This is a genomic window from Mongoliitalea lutea, from assembly GCF_014652135.1.
GTDB classification, from domain to species: Bacteria; Bacteroidota; Bacteroidia; order Cytophagales; family Cyclobacteriaceae; genus Mongoliitalea; species Mongoliitalea lutea.
Map to the genome: position 1 here is coordinate 87,509 of NZ_BMYF01000004.1, position 17,405 is coordinate 104,913.

The 17,405-nt window shown below is 41.4% G+C and carries 13 protein-coding genes, 1 tRNA gene and 2 riboswitches; of the genes, 9 read left to right on the forward strand and 5 right to left on the reverse strand.

The window, feature by feature from the left end; genetic code table 11:
* Window positions 1-6: 6 nt before the first annotated feature.
* Window positions 7-777, reverse strand: coding sequence for a hypothetical protein (locus tag IE080_RS04420; RefSeq protein WP_229800494.1), 771 nt, complete (start codon window positions 775-777; stop codon window positions 7-9).
* Between the two features lie 61 nt (window positions 778-838).
* On the opposite strand from IE080_RS04420, the gene IE080_RS04425 reads away from it, so the two are divergent.
* The 3 genes from IE080_RS04425 to IE080_RS04435 all read left to right on the forward strand — a co-directional run bounded on the left by IE080_RS04425 (window position 839) and on the right by IE080_RS04435 (window position 5,034).
* Window positions 839-2,944 carry a penicillin acylase family protein gene (locus IE080_RS04425; RefSeq protein WP_189579243.1) on the forward strand — a complete coding sequence of 702 codons (2,106 nt, stop codon included), beginning with the start codon at window positions 839-841 and terminating at the stop codon, window positions 2,942-2,944.
* A gap of 19 nt (window positions 2,945-2,963) precedes the next feature.
* Window positions 2,964-3,512: a DUF8685 domain-containing protein gene (locus IE080_RS04430; RefSeq protein ID WP_189579244.1), complete on the forward strand. Its 549-nt coding sequence runs from the start codon at window positions 2,964-2,966 to the stop codon at window positions 3,510-3,512.
* 235 nt (window positions 3,513-3,747) lie between these two features.
* Complete coding sequence (locus tag IE080_RS04435; RefSeq protein WP_189579245.1) at window positions 3,748-5,034, forward strand: sterol desaturase family protein; 1,287 nt, start codon at window positions 3,748-3,750, stop codon at window positions 5,032-5,034.
* Window positions 5,035-5,110: 76 nt separating this feature from the next.
* On the opposite strand, the gene IE080_RS04440 is transcribed toward IE080_RS04435, so the two are convergent.
* Complete coding sequence (locus IE080_RS04440; RefSeq protein WP_189579246.1) at window positions 5,111-7,381, reverse strand: TonB-dependent receptor; 2,271 nt, start codon at window positions 7,379-7,381, stop codon at window positions 5,111-5,113.
* A 34-nt stretch (window positions 7,382-7,415) separates the two neighbouring features.
* Window positions 7,416-7,515: riboswitch (TPP riboswitch) on the reverse strand.
* The gene (locus tag IE080_RS04445; protein WP_189579247.1) at window positions 7,516-8,448 is read right to left on the reverse strand and encodes an ABC transporter substrate-binding protein; all 933 of its coding nucleotides are present in this window, start codon (window positions 8,446-8,448) and stop codon (window positions 7,516-7,518) included.
* Between the two features lie 87 nt (window positions 8,449-8,535).
* A riboswitch (TPP riboswitch) is annotated at window positions 8,536-8,630 on the reverse strand.
* A gap of 428 nt (window positions 8,631-9,058) precedes the next feature.
* Here IE080_RS04445 and IE080_RS04450 point away from each other — a divergent pair.
* The 3 genes from IE080_RS04450 to IE080_RS04460 are packed head-to-tail and all read left to right on the forward strand — an operon-like array spanning window position 9,059 to window position 10,523.
* On the forward strand, window positions 9,059-9,262 hold the full coding sequence (locus IE080_RS04450) for a type II toxin-antitoxin system Y4mF family antitoxin (RefSeq protein ID WP_189579248.1): 204 nt from the start codon (window positions 9,059-9,061) through the stop codon (window positions 9,260-9,262).
* Window positions 9,255-9,581, forward strand: coding sequence for a HipA N-terminal domain-containing protein (locus tag IE080_RS04455; RefSeq protein WP_229800495.1), 327 nt, complete (start codon window positions 9,255-9,257; stop codon window positions 9,579-9,581). Before IE080_RS04450 ends, IE080_RS04455 begins: the two co-directional genes overlap by 8 nt.
* Before the next feature lie 3 nt (window positions 9,582-9,584).
* On the forward strand, window positions 9,585-10,523 hold the full coding sequence (locus IE080_RS04460; RefSeq protein ID WP_189579249.1) for a HipA domain-containing protein: 939 nt from the start codon (window positions 9,585-9,587) through the stop codon (window positions 10,521-10,523).
* Window positions 10,524-10,607: 84 nt separating this feature from the next.
* Here IE080_RS04460 and IE080_RS04465 read toward each other — a convergent pair whose 3' ends face one another.
* Both IE080_RS04465 and IE080_RS04470 read right to left on the reverse strand, forming a co-directional pair.
* Window positions 10,608-11,741 carry a DEAD/DEAH box helicase gene (locus IE080_RS04465; protein WP_189579250.1) on the reverse strand — a complete coding sequence of 378 codons (1,134 nt, stop codon included), beginning with the start codon at window positions 11,739-11,741 and terminating at the stop codon, window positions 10,608-10,610.
* Between the two features lie 140 nt (window positions 11,742-11,881).
* Window positions 11,882-13,147, reverse strand: coding sequence for a M24 family metallopeptidase (locus tag IE080_RS04470; protein WP_189579251.1), 1,266 nt, complete (start codon window positions 13,145-13,147; stop codon window positions 11,882-11,884).
* Between the two features lie 152 nt (window positions 13,148-13,299).
* On the opposite strand from IE080_RS04470, the gene IE080_RS04475 reads away from it, so the two are divergent.
* The 3 genes from IE080_RS04475 to IE080_RS04485 all read left to right on the forward strand — a co-directional run bounded on the left by IE080_RS04475 (window position 13,300) and on the right by IE080_RS04485 (window position 17,351).
* Window positions 13,300-13,374: transfer RNA gene (locus IE080_RS04475), tRNA-Val, on the forward strand.
* 502 nt (window positions 13,375-13,876) lie between these two features.
* Window positions 13,877-14,485 carry a Uma2 family endonuclease gene (locus IE080_RS04480; protein ID WP_189579252.1) on the forward strand — a complete coding sequence of 203 codons (609 nt, stop codon included), beginning with the start codon at window positions 13,877-13,879 and terminating at the stop codon, window positions 14,483-14,485.
* 340 nt (window positions 14,486-14,825) lie between these two features.
* Window positions 14,826-17,351 (forward strand): M14 family zinc carboxypeptidase, encoded by a 2,526-nt coding sequence (locus tag IE080_RS04485; RefSeq protein WP_189579253.1) that lies wholly within the window; start codon window positions 14,826-14,828, stop codon window positions 17,349-17,351.
* The last annotated feature ends 54 nt before the right edge of the window (window positions 17,352-17,405 follow it).

Genomic DNA, 17,405 nt, shown 5'->3' on the forward strand with positions numbered 1-17,405 from the left:
CTATTTCTAAAAATTGATCTCCTCTCGGTCAATAATCCCCCGGATGAAAATAATCATCTCATCTATTTCTTCCCAAGAAAAGCCTAAATGAGCTTGGGAATGGGCCAATGCATCCCGAAGCCTCCCAAGTGCATTGAGCATATCCACCCAACGATCTCTACTATAATCCGGGAAAAACACCTTAAATCGTTGTTGCTTACTGAATACAGTGCCCAAATCTCCAAACTGCAAGCACTGCACCAAATCAATTTCTTCTTTTCGAGCTTTCTTCCAATCGTACAAGCTTTTGGCCTGATTCAACCTGTTTTCAGAAATAGCCTCTTCCCAGTTGAGAATGTGTTTTCGAATAAGATCCTTCATGTGTGTTTCAAACAAACTAATCAGCCCGAATAAGCCAATGCGCATGGCTATTTTATCCAAATCAGTCCGGGTAACAATGTAGGCCGGCTCCCCATCTTCATTTTTTATAAAATATCTTCGCTGTAATAGAATCATGCGAAAAGCTGTCAATAAAGGCGTATTCAGATCCATCCAATCATGTTCTTCCACAGGGGATAAACCTTCATCTCCATCATCGTACTTCCAATACTTTCCATCATCAATGACAAATGCTGCATGGAAATTCATCTGCTCCATTTGTTCCTTATAATGCTCTTTGGAAAAAACCCACAAGTTCTCAGCTATGGTCAAAACAGTCACTTGCTCTTCAAACAATAATCGAAGTCTATCAAAGGCGCTTGTCTTCGGTTTCATTTCAAAGTGGAAAGTTTTTTCCATAGGTCTATCAACTTTTGGTCGGTTTGCGTATTTTTCTCAAATTAAACGAAAATTTTTACCAATGCTAACTTTCAGTCTTCCACCAAAAACCTCTTTACTATTTCTTGTAGCAATTGTACTTTTTTCATGTAGTCAACCTACTTGGGAAGCATCAGGATATGATACCAGTACTATTCAGATCGTGCGGGACACCTATGGGGTGCCACATATTTTTGGCGAGACGGATGCTGATGTAGTCTATGGACTTGCCTGGGCACATGCGGAGGATGATTTTGAAACTATACAACAAACATTGCTTGCGGGTAAAGGAATGGTTGGAAGAGTCTTTGGAGAAAAAGGTGCGGCTGTAGATTTTTTTGTGCATCTATTGGACACACGCGGCATTGCTGAAAGAAAGTATATGGAAGATTTTTCTCCTGAATTTCAAAAACTTGTAAGGGCCTATCTGGCTGGAATGAATGATTTTGCACTAGCTAATCCCAAACGGGTTTTATTGCCAGCTGCATTTCCTGTAACCGAAATTGATATCATTTCTGCCTATATTCTTTCCCTTGCTCAGATGTCAGGAGCTGATGAAGCAGTTAAAAAAATAATCGACGGAACTATCGATAAACCAATTGTCAAAGACCCTGCGGCAGGTTCAAACGCGATAGCTATACATCCTACCAAAACTGATACTGGCGAAGCTTTTCTAGCTATCAATTCACACCAACCATTGACAGGTCCAGTCGCTTGGTATGAGGCTCATTTATGCTCTGAAGAAGGTTGGAATGTCCTCGGTGGACTATTTCCCGGTGGGCTTACGATTTTTCATGGCATCAATGAACATGTCGGTTGGGCCCATACGGTCAATTATCCTGATAAATTGGATGTCTTCCAATTACAAATGCATCCAAAAAATAAGCTGCAATACCTTGTCGATGGAGCTTACCTCGAACTTGAAGAAAAAAGGGTGTGGCTCAAGGTAAAACTTTGGGAATTGATTACGGTGCCTATTCCAAAGAAGGTTTGGAAAAGTATTTTTGGCCCAACCATGCTGACAGAACATGGTGCTTTCAGTATTCGAACAGGCTCACTCGAAGTGATTACCGCTCCCGAACAATGGTATCACATGAACAAGGCGAAAAACTTCACAGAATTCAAAGCCGCTATGGAACGGATGGCTTTACCTGGATTCAATACTGTTTACGCAGATAAATATGATACCATTTATTATGTCAGCAATGCGTTATTGCCCGTAAGAAATCCTGAATTTGATTACCGAAAAACATTGCTAGGAGACAGCAAACGCAAGTTATGGAATACTTATTACCCCTTCAATGCTCTGCCTCAACAGCTCAATCCTCCTTCCGGTTATCTATTCAATACCAATCATAGCCCATTCAAAGCCACAGCAGAAAAAGATCAGCTTGATCCATCAGCCTATGACTCGCAGATGAATTATCTTTTAACTGACAATAACCGATCGGTACGGTTGGCAATCTTACTTCAAGAGGAAGAAATCTTTACTTACGAAGCTTTCAAACGGATCAAGTTTGATAAAACTCTCCCCGATAGTCTTCTCTACGAACTCAATGTTAATCCACTATTTAGGCTCGATGCTGAAAAATACCCACATATTTCTCAAAGTATACGAGCCATTCAGCAATGGGACCGAACAGCACAGGCAAACAGTATAGGAGCTGCCTATTTTGCCTATATTTATTATTTCTTGCGAGATAGGACAAATCCAGAAGGACTTGACCCTAAACGAACATTAACAGAGGAAGAGGCTGTCCTTGCAATAGAAGCTGCACAAGATTTCTTTTTGACTTCCTTCGAACAGTTTCCTGTCAGCTTGGGTGAATACCAAAAATTAATCCGAGGAGACAAGCAAATGCCGCTTTTTGGCTTACCGGATGTGCTTGCAGCCATGCGGTCGGAACCATTAGATGAAAACATCCGAAAAGGAGAACAAGGAGAATCTTATATCATGATGGTTCGATTTGGTGAAGGACTTCCCCAAGTTGAAACCGTAAATGTATACGGTGCGTCCAATCGAAAGGAAAGCCAACACTATGATGACCAAATGGGTCTTTTCACGCGACAAAAATTAAAACCAATGAGTCTGGACAAATCAGTAGTACTTAAAGAGGCCATTCAGATTTACAGACCAAATCAAAAATAACCATTTAAAAAATCAGGATATGTCAGCAATGGAACTAGGAATCGGAAGCCAAATCAGGCACCCGAAATTTGGAAAAGGAGTAGTAGTGGAATCAGATGCCTCCTACTATAAAATCTATTTTAACTATACAGGGGAAGTAAAAACAATTGCCAGAGACTTCCCAAATTTTGAATTGATTGAGAAAAAAGAGGCAGAATTCCAGCCCATCACCTTGAGCGATATTGAAAAAGCGGTGGAAAATATCATCAAAAAAAACCAGCCTAAAGAAGAAGCTCCCAAAGTTGCCCTAGCTCAAAAATGGATAAATGGAACCATCACAATCAATCCATTCAACCCGGAGATGAGCAATAAAGAAATCCCCATCAAAACCTTCTTTCATAAAATTGTCATGGTCCGGGAGCGCTTGCGGGTTTTGGAGCAAAATATCAACAATCATCCCAAGCTAGATGATGAAGATCGGGTGCAAATGCAGCAATACATTACCCGCTCCTATGGGTCTTTAACTACGTTTAACGTACTTTTTGCAGACAAAGACGACCATTTCAAGGGTACAGGAAAGGATGATTAAAGGAAAAAAGTTGAATTTTACCCAAAAAATACCCTGATCAGGGTATTTTTTTGCGTTACTTTCTTCTGTAAGTTTGTAACGGGTGATTAAGCAACTTTTTGAAATACAGTTTTTACAAAATTAGTAGAGGGGCTTATTTAACTTACATTTTTTAACCCCTCTATTTTTATTTTTTGCTTGCCATGAGTTAAAAACAATCTTAAATTACAGCTTGTTAGTCTGAAAATAAACCCAAATGGAACTTTACGCCAAAGCTTTATCCTATGCAGTACCTTTCTTCTTGATACTAATCATCATTGAGGAGTTTGCTGCACGCCGCATGAAAAAACAAGTGAACATAGGAATGGATACCATCTCCAGCCTTAGTTCGGGAATGACCAATACACTCAAAAATTTAATGGGCCTATCTGTAGTCATCGTCTCCTATGCTTGGATGGTAGACAAGGTTGCACTTTTTCAGATTGAAAGTACTTGGTGGGTTTATCTGATTGCTTTTATAGGAATTGATTTTGCCGGATATTGGACACATCGATTCGATCATACGGTCAATGCCTTTTGGAACCGTCACATCGTGCACCACAGCAGTGAGGAATTCAATTTAAGTTGTGCCCTGCGTCAATCAGTTTCTGCCATTTTTGGAATTTACTTCTTCTTGTATATTCCTATGGCGTTCATCGGTGTTCCCGCAGAAGTGGTCGCCATTATTGCACCTATTCATTTGTTTGCACAGTTTTGGTATCATACCCGATTAATAGACAGAATGGGGTTTTTGGAACACATCATCGTCACTCCCAGTCATCATCGAGTACATCATGCCATCAACGATATTTACTTGGACAAAAACCTCGCCCAGATTTTTATCATTTGGGACAAGTTGTTTGGCACGTTTCAGGAAGAACTGGAGGAAGAACCACCCGTTTATGGTGTGAAAAAACCAGTAAATACCTGGAACCCTCTTATCATCAACTATGTGCATCTTTGGGCACTGATTCAGGATGCTTGGAGAACCAAAAGCTATTGGGACAAACTTAGAATCTGGTTTATGCCAACAGGCTGGAGACCTGCCGACGTCGCAGAAAAATACCCTTGGGATTACTGGAAAAATGCTTTTGATCAAGTTAAGTATGACAGCAAACCTTCCAAGGCCTTACAAACCTGGTCTTGGGTACAGTTGGTGGTAAGCTTTGCTATGGTCTTTCACGTCTTGATTGCTTTTGTAAGTTTCCAATACTTGGAAGTGATGCTCTATTCCATCTTCATGATGGTGTCTATTTTTGCTTATACCAGTTTAATGGATAAATCCAAAATTGCCATTCCTGCGGAAATTGTCCGCTTTGCTATGGGGATTGGGTTGATTTTCTGGAATGGGGGTTGGTTTGGATTGCAAGAATTAATCCCTGGAGCTACTGCCCTTATTGGTATTTATTTAGCAGCTTCTTTAGCCATGACACTGTGGTTGATTTCCGTAGAGTCTAAAGAAAAGGCAGTAACGAAAAATCCAACACTCGTTTCGAGTAACTAACCTTTACTCTCAAAAATACCAAGGGCTGACGCTATCAACCTAGATCATCAAAGTTGGTAGCGTCAGCTCTTTTTAATCAGAATTTGGCAGTAAATCGTCCAAAGAAATGTCTAGGTGCTTGCGCAAATACAGATAGTTCATTCCCAACAGGAGCACCATCTGTAAAATACAATTCATTGAACAGGTTATTAACCTCCACTTCAAAGCTGTAATGCTTTCCGATTTTAGTGGATAGTCTTAAATTATTTACCCAATAAGCCGGAAGCACAAAATCAGGATTATTGGTCAACTCAGTGAATGAATCCCCAACATACCGTGTATGGAATTCCACTTGTAAACGCTTCAATGGACTGTATTGCAACCGGGCATTTACAAACACATCAGGGCTGAAAGGTGTTCGGATATTGTTGAAAACCTCAGCACTACCTTCTGGCTGATAGCGGCTTATCACACTTCGCATATAAGTCGCATTCCCTAGCAAGCGCCATTTATCAGAAAGCTTAGATGACCAATCAAACTCTACCCCTCTTCGATAACTATCCTCTTGATTGGCAAATAATTGAATGAAAAACTGATCTACGAATGCACCGATTGGAGCAATTTCATTCTCAAAGTCCATATAGAAGAAATTCACCTGTGCATTCGTCCGCGCTGTAGCAATCCGATATCCAAACTCATAATTGTTTACAAACTCTGCGCGAACATTATTTTGGTCCTGGAGAAAGTCAATATTTCCTGCATTGATTTGAACGCCTCCCAAGAAGTCAGAGCGGTTTGGTTCTCTACCGGTTCTACCAAACGATCCATAAACATTTTGCAAAGGATTGATCTGATAGGTAAGACCTACTTTGGGATTCAAAAACTGCCAGCTGTATAATGGAATGGTGCGCTCTTCTCCTAGAAACTGGGTATCAGGGGTCAACTGAAGATTGACAAAGCGGGCTTGAAGATCTCCAAAGAACATCCAGTTGGAATGCGTATAGGATGCTTTTGCAAAGGCAGAAAACTCATCTTTCACTGAGCTGTCTTCATAGTAAGGAGTGGCAAAATTAGGCACCAATTGCTCAATATTTCTTCTTCGGAAAGTATAGGCATGTATGCCTGTACTTACATCCCAAGTATTATTGGCATGCTGCAAATAACTCATCACGCCGTAATGATTGTTGAATAGTGGATAATTGATCTGCACAAACTGCTCCCCATCCACAAAGCCAAAGGGAAAATCTCCTCCTGCCCCACCGTAATAGATACTGCTGGTCAATGTCGTGTTTTTCGAAACTGTACGAATATGCTCCACCTGTGCAAAAGACTGCCCAAAATCATCCCGATCATCTCTAAAATTCAAGTTCGTTCGGGGGTTTTCTCTCGCTAGAGAGATCGGTACTGGAACATAGCTGAGTTGATTTTTAGTACGTCCATTGAATCCTGTAAATCGGATGATGTCCTTATCGCCAAAATAACCCCCACTGAAGAAAAAGGAATAGGAATCTGTCCCGCTATGATCCCTAAATCCATCCGAAGTAGTCATACTTACCCGGGAATAAAAAGCCATTTTGTTTGGCAAAAGTCCTGTTTTCACTTCAGCGCTTCCCTGCCATGTATTGAAACTTCCCCCGAGCAAAGACACTGTGGTCTCTGGAGCATCTACATTTAAACGCACAGATTCATAACTGATGCTACCGGCATAAGAGGCTGTACCATTGGTACTCGTGCCTACCCCCCTTTGCACTTGGATAGATTCCACACTATTGGTAAAATCGGTGAAATTGCTGAAAAAGACCCCTTGATCAATCATGTCGTTCAGTGGAACACCATTGAGGGTGATGTTAATCCTCCGCTGATCTATTCCACGCATACGCATGGTACCGTAATTGGTGAAGCGTGTGCCCGATTCTGAGTTAGCTTGAATACTTGGGGCGAGGGTTTCCAGTACAAAGGCTCCGTCCTGACCATTAAAAACCTCATTCAGCTCCTGATTTTCAATTGTTTTTTGCGTGATTGGGGCCAACTTATCAGCCCGGATTGCTCTCACCATGACGGCCTCAGATAGCATGGCACTTTCAACCAAGGTGAAATTGAGTTGGAGGTTTTCACTTAATTCGATAGTCTTTCGCTGTGTTTGATAGCCTATAAAACTTACCTCGAGTATCAGAGAGCCTTTCGGCACACTTGGCAGTTGGAAGGTCCCGTCGGTAGAGGCTACAGCACCCAGTTCGAGGGATGAAATGAATACGTTTGCCCCAGGGAGAGGCTCTTTTTGTTCATTGATAACTTTTCCTGAAATGGAAAATTGGGCTTGGGCACTTGATACAAGTGCCCAAAGGCAAATCATGAGTAGTTTTTTCATGGATGACAAAATTGTTAGGTTTTAGAAGCAGGGGCTTCTTTCCTGTACAGTTCCTACGGCCGCATTATCGGCATCAGGTCATACGGGTCTGTTCTCAGCCTTTCCTTTAGAGAAAAGCACCCCTTTTGTCTGAATTAGTTAGATAAATAGAAATTGGTAAATATCGGTTCTTTCATAAGGTTTGTAAGTTCTTCTGCTGTTATCAGTTCCTTACTTTTCAACCAGTGAATAAATTCGGTCCAGCGTTCTTCCTGCATCAGCCCCCAATCTCCCGCTTCATCAAAATAGTAGGGATTAATAGCTTCTTGGCTATTAATCAAGAAATCTTTGTCGGCTAATTCCGCAAGATCCTCCTGCTTGTAAAGTGCATCTACTGCCAATTGAGGGTTTTCTTTGAGTAACTGAAAACCTTTCTTACTTGCTCGAAGGAATTTTTTATAAGCCTCTGGATCTTCGGCTAAAAGCTCAGGGTGAGCCAGTAAAACAGGGGAATATCCATAAGGGATATCAAAATCCTTGAGGTAAAATGCGTTTAATTCCACTTGCTTTTCGTTAGCCATCACACCTTCCCAAGGCATAAAAACCCAAGTAGCGACAGCCTTTCCTTCCAAAAGGGTATTCCAAATACCCAGTTTTTCAGGGACAATCTTGATATGCTCTCCTTTTCCGCCATCAGTCTTGATCATTTCTGCGACGATATGATCCTCAAAGCGAGCATTATAACTCGCATATTCCTTGCCGTCTAATTGACTGATACGATCCAAACCCGAAGATTTCAGACTTACGATGGCACTGGCATCACGTTGCAAAACTGCAGCAATGGCCATCAAAGCGGGTTTTTCGGGATTAGCACGATAGGCGATCACACTTTCAGAAGGAGCCATGGCCAAATGCACTTCTTTAGCTGCCAGCAAACTAGCTGGTGTACGTGCATAATTGTCCTCCGAGGTAGACCGCAAGTGCACGTCCAGACCTTCTTGGGCATAAAATCCCTGTTGTGCCGCTACAAAGAAGCCACTGTGGTTGGTATTGGCAGTCCAATCCAACGCTAGGATAAATTTTTTCATGAGGTACTAAGTTGTGAATTCAATAAATGAACTGGAACAAAAGCTGTCAACGGACATCAACTTTTGTCTCGAAACTCATCGATTGATTCGGTTAAATGAATAATTCCTACGCCCGCATTACCGGGTTCAGGTCAAAGGGTATGATCTCAGCCCGTTGTATTAAGGCACCCCTATCACTTGATGCAAAGAACGTAAGTTTTGTGAAACTCTCCAATTATACGTACCTAAAACTGAGCTAAAAAGGATGTATATAAGAGAGGATTAAGGGAATACGTTCAAATACATTCAATTTGGAAATAGAAAGCATGAGTTATATTTCAAGTTTTATGACTTAGAATTTTGTGTATTATTGAGTTATAAGTTTGAAAAATTATCTTTCTATCAATCCAACAAGTCGAGCCACAGCCACAAGTGATTTACAGGAATTAGTGGCCTTAAATGTTTTACAAAAGCAGGGAGAATTTAAGAGCACACGATAGTATCTTAAAATAGGAATTAATTTTTGAATTATACCCTAAAGGGTATAGAGATGTTTTTTCAATAATTTTTATACCCGATATGGTATAAAAATAAAATAATCGCTAAATTTACACCCGATAAGGTATAATCTATGGATTTAGCGAAGTTTGTGAAAGAAAAACGACAGGCTGTACAATTAACACAAATTGAACTAGCTCAGAAAACGGGTGTAGGCCTGAGGTTTCTTAGGGAGTTAGAACAAGGAAAAGAAACATTACGAATGGACAAAGTGAATCAAGTTCTTTCGATGTTCGGTCATAAACTAGGTCCTATTCAAAAAACACCAAATGAGTAATAGAAGTGCTAAGATATGGATGCATGGATACTTTGCAGGAATCTATGTACAAGATGAAATAGGCTATCATTTCACCTATAATCCCACTTATCTTAGTATAGAGGGGGTACAACCCATAAGTTTGACTTTACCACTTCAAGAGACAAGTTTTCATTCATTAACGATGATCCCATTTTTTGACGGATTGATTCCGGAAGGTTGGTTATTGGATATAGCAGTAAACAATTGGAAACTCGATCCACGTGACCGAATGGGACTATTATTACTTTGCTGTAAGGATACGATTGGCGCAGTCAGCATCGAACCACTTAGTAAATAGTATATGGAAAATAAGTGTCTATATTGTTATCAGTCTTTATTAGATACCGAAAAAGACTACCATGTCAAGTGTAGCAAAAAGATATTCGGATTTTCTCAAGCGCCAGAATTACCTTATTCAGAATCACAGCTAAATGATTTAGCAAAAATTACCATTGCAAATCAAACAGGTCTGACTGGAGTGCAAGCTAAACTATCTTTACACATTTCGTCTGAGAGAAATACACCTAAGAAGTTTACTATCGTTGGCTTATGGGGAGGGTATATTTTGAAACCTGCTTCTTTACATTATCCACAACTTCCAGTAGTAGAAGATTTAACCATGCATTTGGCTGAGCTTGCTAAAATAAAAGTGGTTCCTCATGCACTTATCCGGTTAAAATCAGGCAATCTAGCTTATATCACCAAAAGAATAGATCGATTGAAAAAATCGAAGATTCATATGGAAGATTTGTGCCAGCTTTCTCAACGGCTAACGGAGGATAAATACAGGGCTTCCTATGAACAAATCGCCAAAATCATCAAGTTATATTCCAAAACCCCTGGATTAGATCTAATCAATTTCTATGAACAGGTATTGTTTAGCTTCTTGACGGGTAATGCAGATATGCATCTTAAGAACTTCTCCTTGATTTATCAACCTGATTTGGGCCCGGTATTGAGTCCAGCCTATGATTTAGTGAATACAGCTATTGTAAACCCTGCCGATCCCGAACAGTTGGCATTAACCCTTAACGGGAAAAAGAATCGAATAAAAAAAGCTGATTTTATAAAAGCATTTGATGGAGCGGGAATATTAGCCAAACAGCAAGAATATTTGTTTGACAACATGATCAAATCAAAATCCTCCTGGTTTGAAAGAATCGATATCAGTTTCCTTTCAGATGATTTTAAAGCATCTTATAAGGAGTTGATTCATGAAAGGTTTGAGATTTTAAAATAGTAGATGGTTCCACAGCTATTTCAGCCTATCTTCATCTTAAGTTTAATCAACTACCAAAACTGAGTGCATTATTAAATCTGATTCTCAAAAATCAATATTTAAAGCATCCACCATCTCCACCCAACGCTTCATCTTTTTTTGGATGACTTTCCAGTGATGCTGATCTTCTTCGGTAATCAGTGAAATCGCCTCTCCCTGCATGCCTGCCCTACCGGTTCTACCAATCCTGTGGATATAATCTTTGGGTGAGCGGGGTAATTCAAAATTGACCACATAAGGCAAGGCCTGAATGTCAATTCCTCGTGCCGCCAAGTCAGTGGCTACAAGTACCCGAACTTTCCCTCCCTTGAACTGTTTCAGGGCTTCCATACGCGCCCCCTGACTCTTATCCCCATGAAATGCCATGGCTTGGATGCCATGTTTGTTGAGTTTGGTGGTCAAGTTATCGGCAGTACGAATCGATGAAGCAAAAACCAACACTTGTTGCCAATTACCTTCTGAAATCAAATGTCTTAATAGGGGCCCTTTTTTCTCTTGCGTGATCAAATAAGCCGTCTGATTAATTAAATCCGGCGTGACCTCTTCTGCTTGTATCTCAATCTTCAAAGGATTTTTTAACAACTTCCCGATCAAACCTTCGACTGTTTCATCCATCGTGGCTGAAAACAAGATGTTTTGACGCTTCTTAGGCAGGCGAGCAAGGATTTCATCCAACTCCAGCTTGAAACCCAAACTCAAGACCTTATCTGCTTCATCCAAAACCAAGGTTCGTAAGCGATCAAGGGTAATGGCATTTTTAGCAAGCAGATCCAACAAACGCCCCGGAGTCGCCACCAAGATATCCGTTCCATTCAAATTCATCATCTGAGGATTGATGGAAACCCCTCCGAAGACTGCCATACTTTTTACTTTACGGGGCAGATGTTTTCCAAAAAATCGAACAACCTCTTCTACCTGCGCAGCAAGCTCCCGAGTGGGGACAATCACCAATATCGGGATAGACCGTGTCCGATGATTTTCGATCCCTTGCAAGTCCTCCAAAATCGGAAGTATGTAAGAAGCTGTTTTCCCAGAACCAGTTTGTGCCAACCCCAACAAATCCCGCTTTTGAAGAATAGCCGGAATTGCCTCTACCTGTATAGGATATGGGGCTTCATAATTGGCTTGATTGATGGCTTGTACTAGAGATGGGGATAAACCGAGATCGGAAAAATTCATACGTTGACTGACTTTTATGCAAAGGTAGTCAATTTACAATGAAGGTTTGCATAAAGAAGCTTCCCACGAAGATACTAAGGCATCAAGAGATTTCTTATTTTGTACCTCAGAGCCTTCGTAGGGAAATTTTAATAACTTTTCTATGCAAATGCTTGATCAATCGCTGGGCTTGGTTGAGTAAAATACTGGGGCCCATTTTCGGTCATGTAAAAGCAATCTTCCAAGCGTACGCCAAACTCCCCGACAATATAGATGCCTGGTTCATTGCTGAAACACATCCCTGCCTGAAGAGGGGTATCATTTCCCCTCACCAAATTGGTCCACTCATGCCCATCCATACCAATTCCATGGCCTAAGCGATGGGAAAAATATCGGTAATCCGGACCGAAGCCTGCGCTATCGATAACCGCTCGTGCTGCTGCATCTAGTTGCTCGCAGGTAGTACCAGGTTGTTTGGCCAATTCAAAAGCCGCTGTCTGTGCCTCTTTTACTACGTCCCACACTTCCTTCTGCCTGTCATTGTGCTCTCCAAAAACAATGGTTCTGCTGATATCGGATTTATAGCCCTCCACGGTGCAACCACCATCCGCAAGGATAATAGCTCCCGGTTTGAGCACCTGCGTTTTGCTACTGCCATGAGGGAAGGCAGACCACTCTCCAAAATTAGCCCCTATAGAACCGTTGAAGCCTAATTTCTTATGGGCATCTGCTGCAATATCCCGGAAGTCATACTGATTCATCCCCTCTTCCAAAGAATCAAACAAGATTTTGTAGGCTTCAATAGTAGCGGTATTTGCAGCTTGCATCAAGGCAATTTCCGCTAGAGACTTGTACATGCGACAGCCTGCCGTCACTCCATCCCCATTGACAAAATTGAGTCGGGCTGTTTCGTTTTTGATCCCTTCATACAGGAAAAAGCGGCAGCGTTCCTCCATGGCAATTTTTTGATTGGGGGTACCTAAATCCTTTAACAATTTGGCAGTCAGCGCATAGGGACTTTCATGCTCCTCCCATGTCAAGACCTGATTCCCAAACTTCACCAACTCCTCCACTTTATCTCTCTCAAAACCTGGACAGATGTAGGAAATGTCCCCTTTTGCAGGAATAACCGCAGCAACCATGCGCTCGGAAAGGAAGAAATCAAAATCCAAGAAGTACTTCATGCTAGTTCCTGGTTCTAGGAAAAGTGCATCGATTTTTTGCTCTTGCATCAACTGCTGAGCCTTGGCTATTCTGGACAAGCGCTCCTCTCTGCTGATGGGCTGAATCGCCAAATTCAAGGGTTGAATGGCACTGGATGGTGGGGATGAGTCCTGATTTTCAGAAGTGGAGCAAGCAAAAGCAGGCAAGGCTAATGCTGGAGTGAGGGATGCCCATTTGACAAATGATCTTCGGTTAAGTTTCATGGTTGTGTGGTTTTTCAGAAAAATAAAAAATTCCAGCTGACTTTACTTCCTCATTCCTATTCATTTACTCCTGAATTACACCAAAGGTCAAAAACCCTAGTCAAAAAGTTTTTGCAAATGTTCTCCGCTTTACCGTATTTAGGGGCAGTAAAGGAACTTTAGCTCAGTTGGTTTAGAGCGCTGCCTTGACAGGGCAGAGGTCGTGGGTTCGAATCCCTCAAGTTCCACTTTTTTTGAAGCGAGAAGCGAGAGTTTAGAAATTAGACATGAATTTGATACTCTTAAAGATTTTTTGGAAAAGAAAGAAGATACAAGACCCATATGAATTGGGCAACTTTTCCAAAGGAGTTGGAAGAGTTTGAAAAAACATTCAGGCCAGGTCAAAACCTGTACTCCGAATTCGCTAAACAATACGCTATAGACGCTGACGATAACCCCATTTTGTTTATATATTCATTCAAAAAGTAGCGTTGATTTGAAGATTTGCCACCTAATTAAAATTCATATTTTTAGCTAAATTTATGAAGTTGACTTCAGGTATTTAGCTAAATTCTTTAAGATATTTCAGGAAACCTATCCGGAGTCAGCGTTTAAAGTCATAAGTCCAGAGATTTTTTATGAATTGGCGGGTTTGGGATAATTATCATATGATGAATAACTATCTATTAGCCAGTTGGAAAACCTTCATGTTAAGATTTTCGATGTGAACAATTTTGATTAAATTTAACTATGGAAAAGGATATCGAAAAATCATTGCTAAAAGAACCTGATCTTAGCTATGGGCATTACACGTATGCAGATTACTTGACCTGGGAGATGGAGGAAATGGTTGAATTGATCAAAGGGAAAATTTTCAAGAAAGCGGCCGCTCCCAAAAGGATTCATCAATGGTTAACTGGAAATCTTCACACAGAGCTAAATATGTTTTTGAAAGGCAAAAAATGCCAAACATATATAGCTCCATTTGACGTCAGGCTTCCTGTGAACTCTAAAAATGACGATAAAATTTTTACAGTCGTCCAACCAGATATCTGCGTCGTATGTGATTTAGGGAAATTAGATGAACGAGGATGTATAGGAGCCCCGGATTTGGTTGTGGAAGTTTTATCTCCTAGCAACAATCAAGTAGAACTTCGTCACAAATATGAAGTGTATGAAGAATCGGGCGTAAAAGAGTACTGGTTGGTAATCCCTGACAGCCAAACCCTCTTGATTTATTCCTTGGTCAATGAAAAATTCAAGGCCTCCCGATTAATGACCACCGGAGACCTCGCGCAGTCTTCAGTAATCCAAGGCTTTGAGCTAAATCTAGAGGAGTTTTTTGGGGGTTTTAAATAAAAAATACCAATTTTTTTCCTCAGCTTCAGTCTCATCGTGAGAAAATTTTCTTTACATCCAAAAATATCTACTGTCGCCTCCAATTATTTCACAAAGTATATTTCAATCTCTAGATTGAAGCAAATCTATCGGTCAATTCCAATATCTTATTATCCATCAATATCAATCAATATCTCACCAATTATTTCAATCTTCCGATCCAGTTAATCATATCTGTCATTCCTACTATCTATCAATATCAACCAATATCCGATATCCACCCCCAATTTCCCCCATCCTCAAAAATCATTTTGCCCCCTTCTCCAAATAGCCTTATCTTACCGATTCAAATATTTCATCTATGAAGAAACTATATACCCTTCTGTTAGTACTACTCATCAGCATACAGGTGATGGCGCAAAAAAGCCCGGAAGAATTCCTTGGTTATGCTTTAGGAGAACGATTCACTCCCCATCATCGAGTGGTGGCTTATTTTGAGCACCTAGCCTCCACACTTCCAAATGTGCAATTGGTGCATTATGGAGAAACTTACGAACACAGACCCTTGTTTGTAGCAATTATCTCCAGCCCAGAGAATATGTCCAACTTGGAAAATATCCGCTTGGACAACCTGCGTCGTACAGGCATGCTTGAGGGAACACCTTCCACAGCGGTGGCCATGAACTGGATGCAGTACAATGTACACGGAAATGAGGCGGTGGCTACAGAAGCTGCCATGAAAACATTCTGGCAAGTGGCCAATCCTGCCAATGCAGAGGCTAAGGAATGGTTGAAAAATCAAGTATTGATCTTAGATCCTTGCGCCAATCCTGATGGAAAGGACCGCTACACGGTTTGGTATAACCAAAAACAAAACAAACGCCTACAACCAGACCCACAATCCATGGAGCACTTCGAGCCTTGGCCAGGTGGCAGACCTAATCACTACCTGATGGACTTGAATAGAGACTGGGCTTGGCAAACACAAAAAGAAACGGAGCAACGCATCCAATTATATCATCAGTGGATGCCTCATCTATTTGTAGATTTTCACGAGCAAGGGATCAACGAGCCTTTCTACTTTGCTCCTGCTGCTCAGCCCCTACATGAGCAAATCAGCCCATTCCAATTCGAATTCCAGACAATTTACGGTCAGCATACTGCTTCTAAATTTGACGAAAATGGCTGGTTTTACTTTACTAAAGAACGTTTTGACTTGCTTTATCCTGCCTATGGAGATACTTGGCCGACTTACAATGGTGCTATCGGTATGACCATTGAAAAAGGCGGATCGGGTCGCGCGGGACTGGGCATGTTGAATGCTTTGGGAGACACCGTTACCCTTACCGAGCGCATTGCCCATACACATGTAGCAGGTATTTCGGCTGTGGAAGTAGCTTCCAAAAACGCACAAAAACTGGCAGATGAGTTTGCCAAGTATTTCAAATCCAACAGCAGCAACCCAAGAGCCAAATACAAAAGTTTTGTTATCAAGGGCGACCAAAATCCTGAGCGCGTCAATGCTTTACTCAAGTTATTGGATAAAAATGGCATTCAGTACGGCTTTGCAGGTAACCGAACTGGTCTGAGAGGTTTGGATTATAACAGTGGGAAATCCGCAACATTCTCTACATCAGAAAAAGACATTGTGGTCAATGCTTATCAGCCAAAATCTGTCCTAACACAAATTCTTTTTGAGCCGGAAGCAGTCTTGCAGGATAGCATCACCTATGACATCACTAGCTGGGCTTTGCCATATGCCTATGGTGTACAAGCCTATGCCATGGAAACCCGCTTAGATGCGGCTAAAAAATTCGAAAAACCAACATTCAATCCCAATTCAGTAAACGGCAAACCATTGGCATATCTTGCTCCATGGCATGCGACTGTGCATGCGAAGTTTTTGGCAGCCTTGATCAATGAAGGTATCCGTGTACGTTTTGCAGAATATCCATTTGAGATTGGAGGTCAATCCTACGCGGCAGGTACCTTGATTATCCACCGCAACGGCAATCAATACCTAGCCGATTACGATCAAAAAGTAGTGGACTTGGCCAATCAATTCCAAATCAACTTGACCGCTACCAACTCTGCCTATGTAGACAAGGGCAAGGACTTTGGATCTTCAGATGTACGACCAATTGTACAGCCTAAAGTTGCTTTGCTAGGCGGCACAGGGATTTCTTCCTTGAATTTCGGTGAAATCTGGTACTTCTTTGAGCAGGAGTTAGACTATCCACTGAGCATTTTGGAAGCCGATAATTTGGGCAGATTCGACCTGTCTACGTACAATGTACTCATCATGCCTTCGAGCTGGGGTTCCTATTTGTCTGAAAATAACCTTAAGAAAGTCATGGACTGGGTTCGTGCAGGTGGAAAAATAATCGCTATCGAAAATGCTGTCAGCGCCTTTGCGGACAAAGCTGGTTTCTCACTCAGCCAATACGATACCGACGAAGAGAAAAAAACCGCTGAGAAGGAAGCAAAAGCCATTCAGACTGTTGAACGCTTGGAACCTTATCAGGAACGAGAGCGCATGGGCATCTCCACCACTGCTGCCGGCGCTATCTATCAATTACGCATAGACCAAACACACCCTTTAGGTTTCGGTTTGGGTGAAAATTTCTACACGCTTAAAAACAATGGTTCCCGTTATGCCTACTTGAATAATGGAGTCAACGTGGGAATTATCCCGAACTTAGATGCCTACAGATTTGGGTACATTGGCCACAAAATCAAACCAAAAATGGCTCAATCCATGGTATATGGTGTGGAAAATATGGGCAGAGGCCAAGTCGTTTACATGGTGGATAACCCTATGTTCCGTTCCTTCTGGGAAAATGGCAAGCTGTTGATGGCGAATGCGGTGTTTTTGGTAGGACAATGATAGAGACGAGAGATTAGAAGCGAGAGACTAGAAACAAAGATGAATAATGAGTAA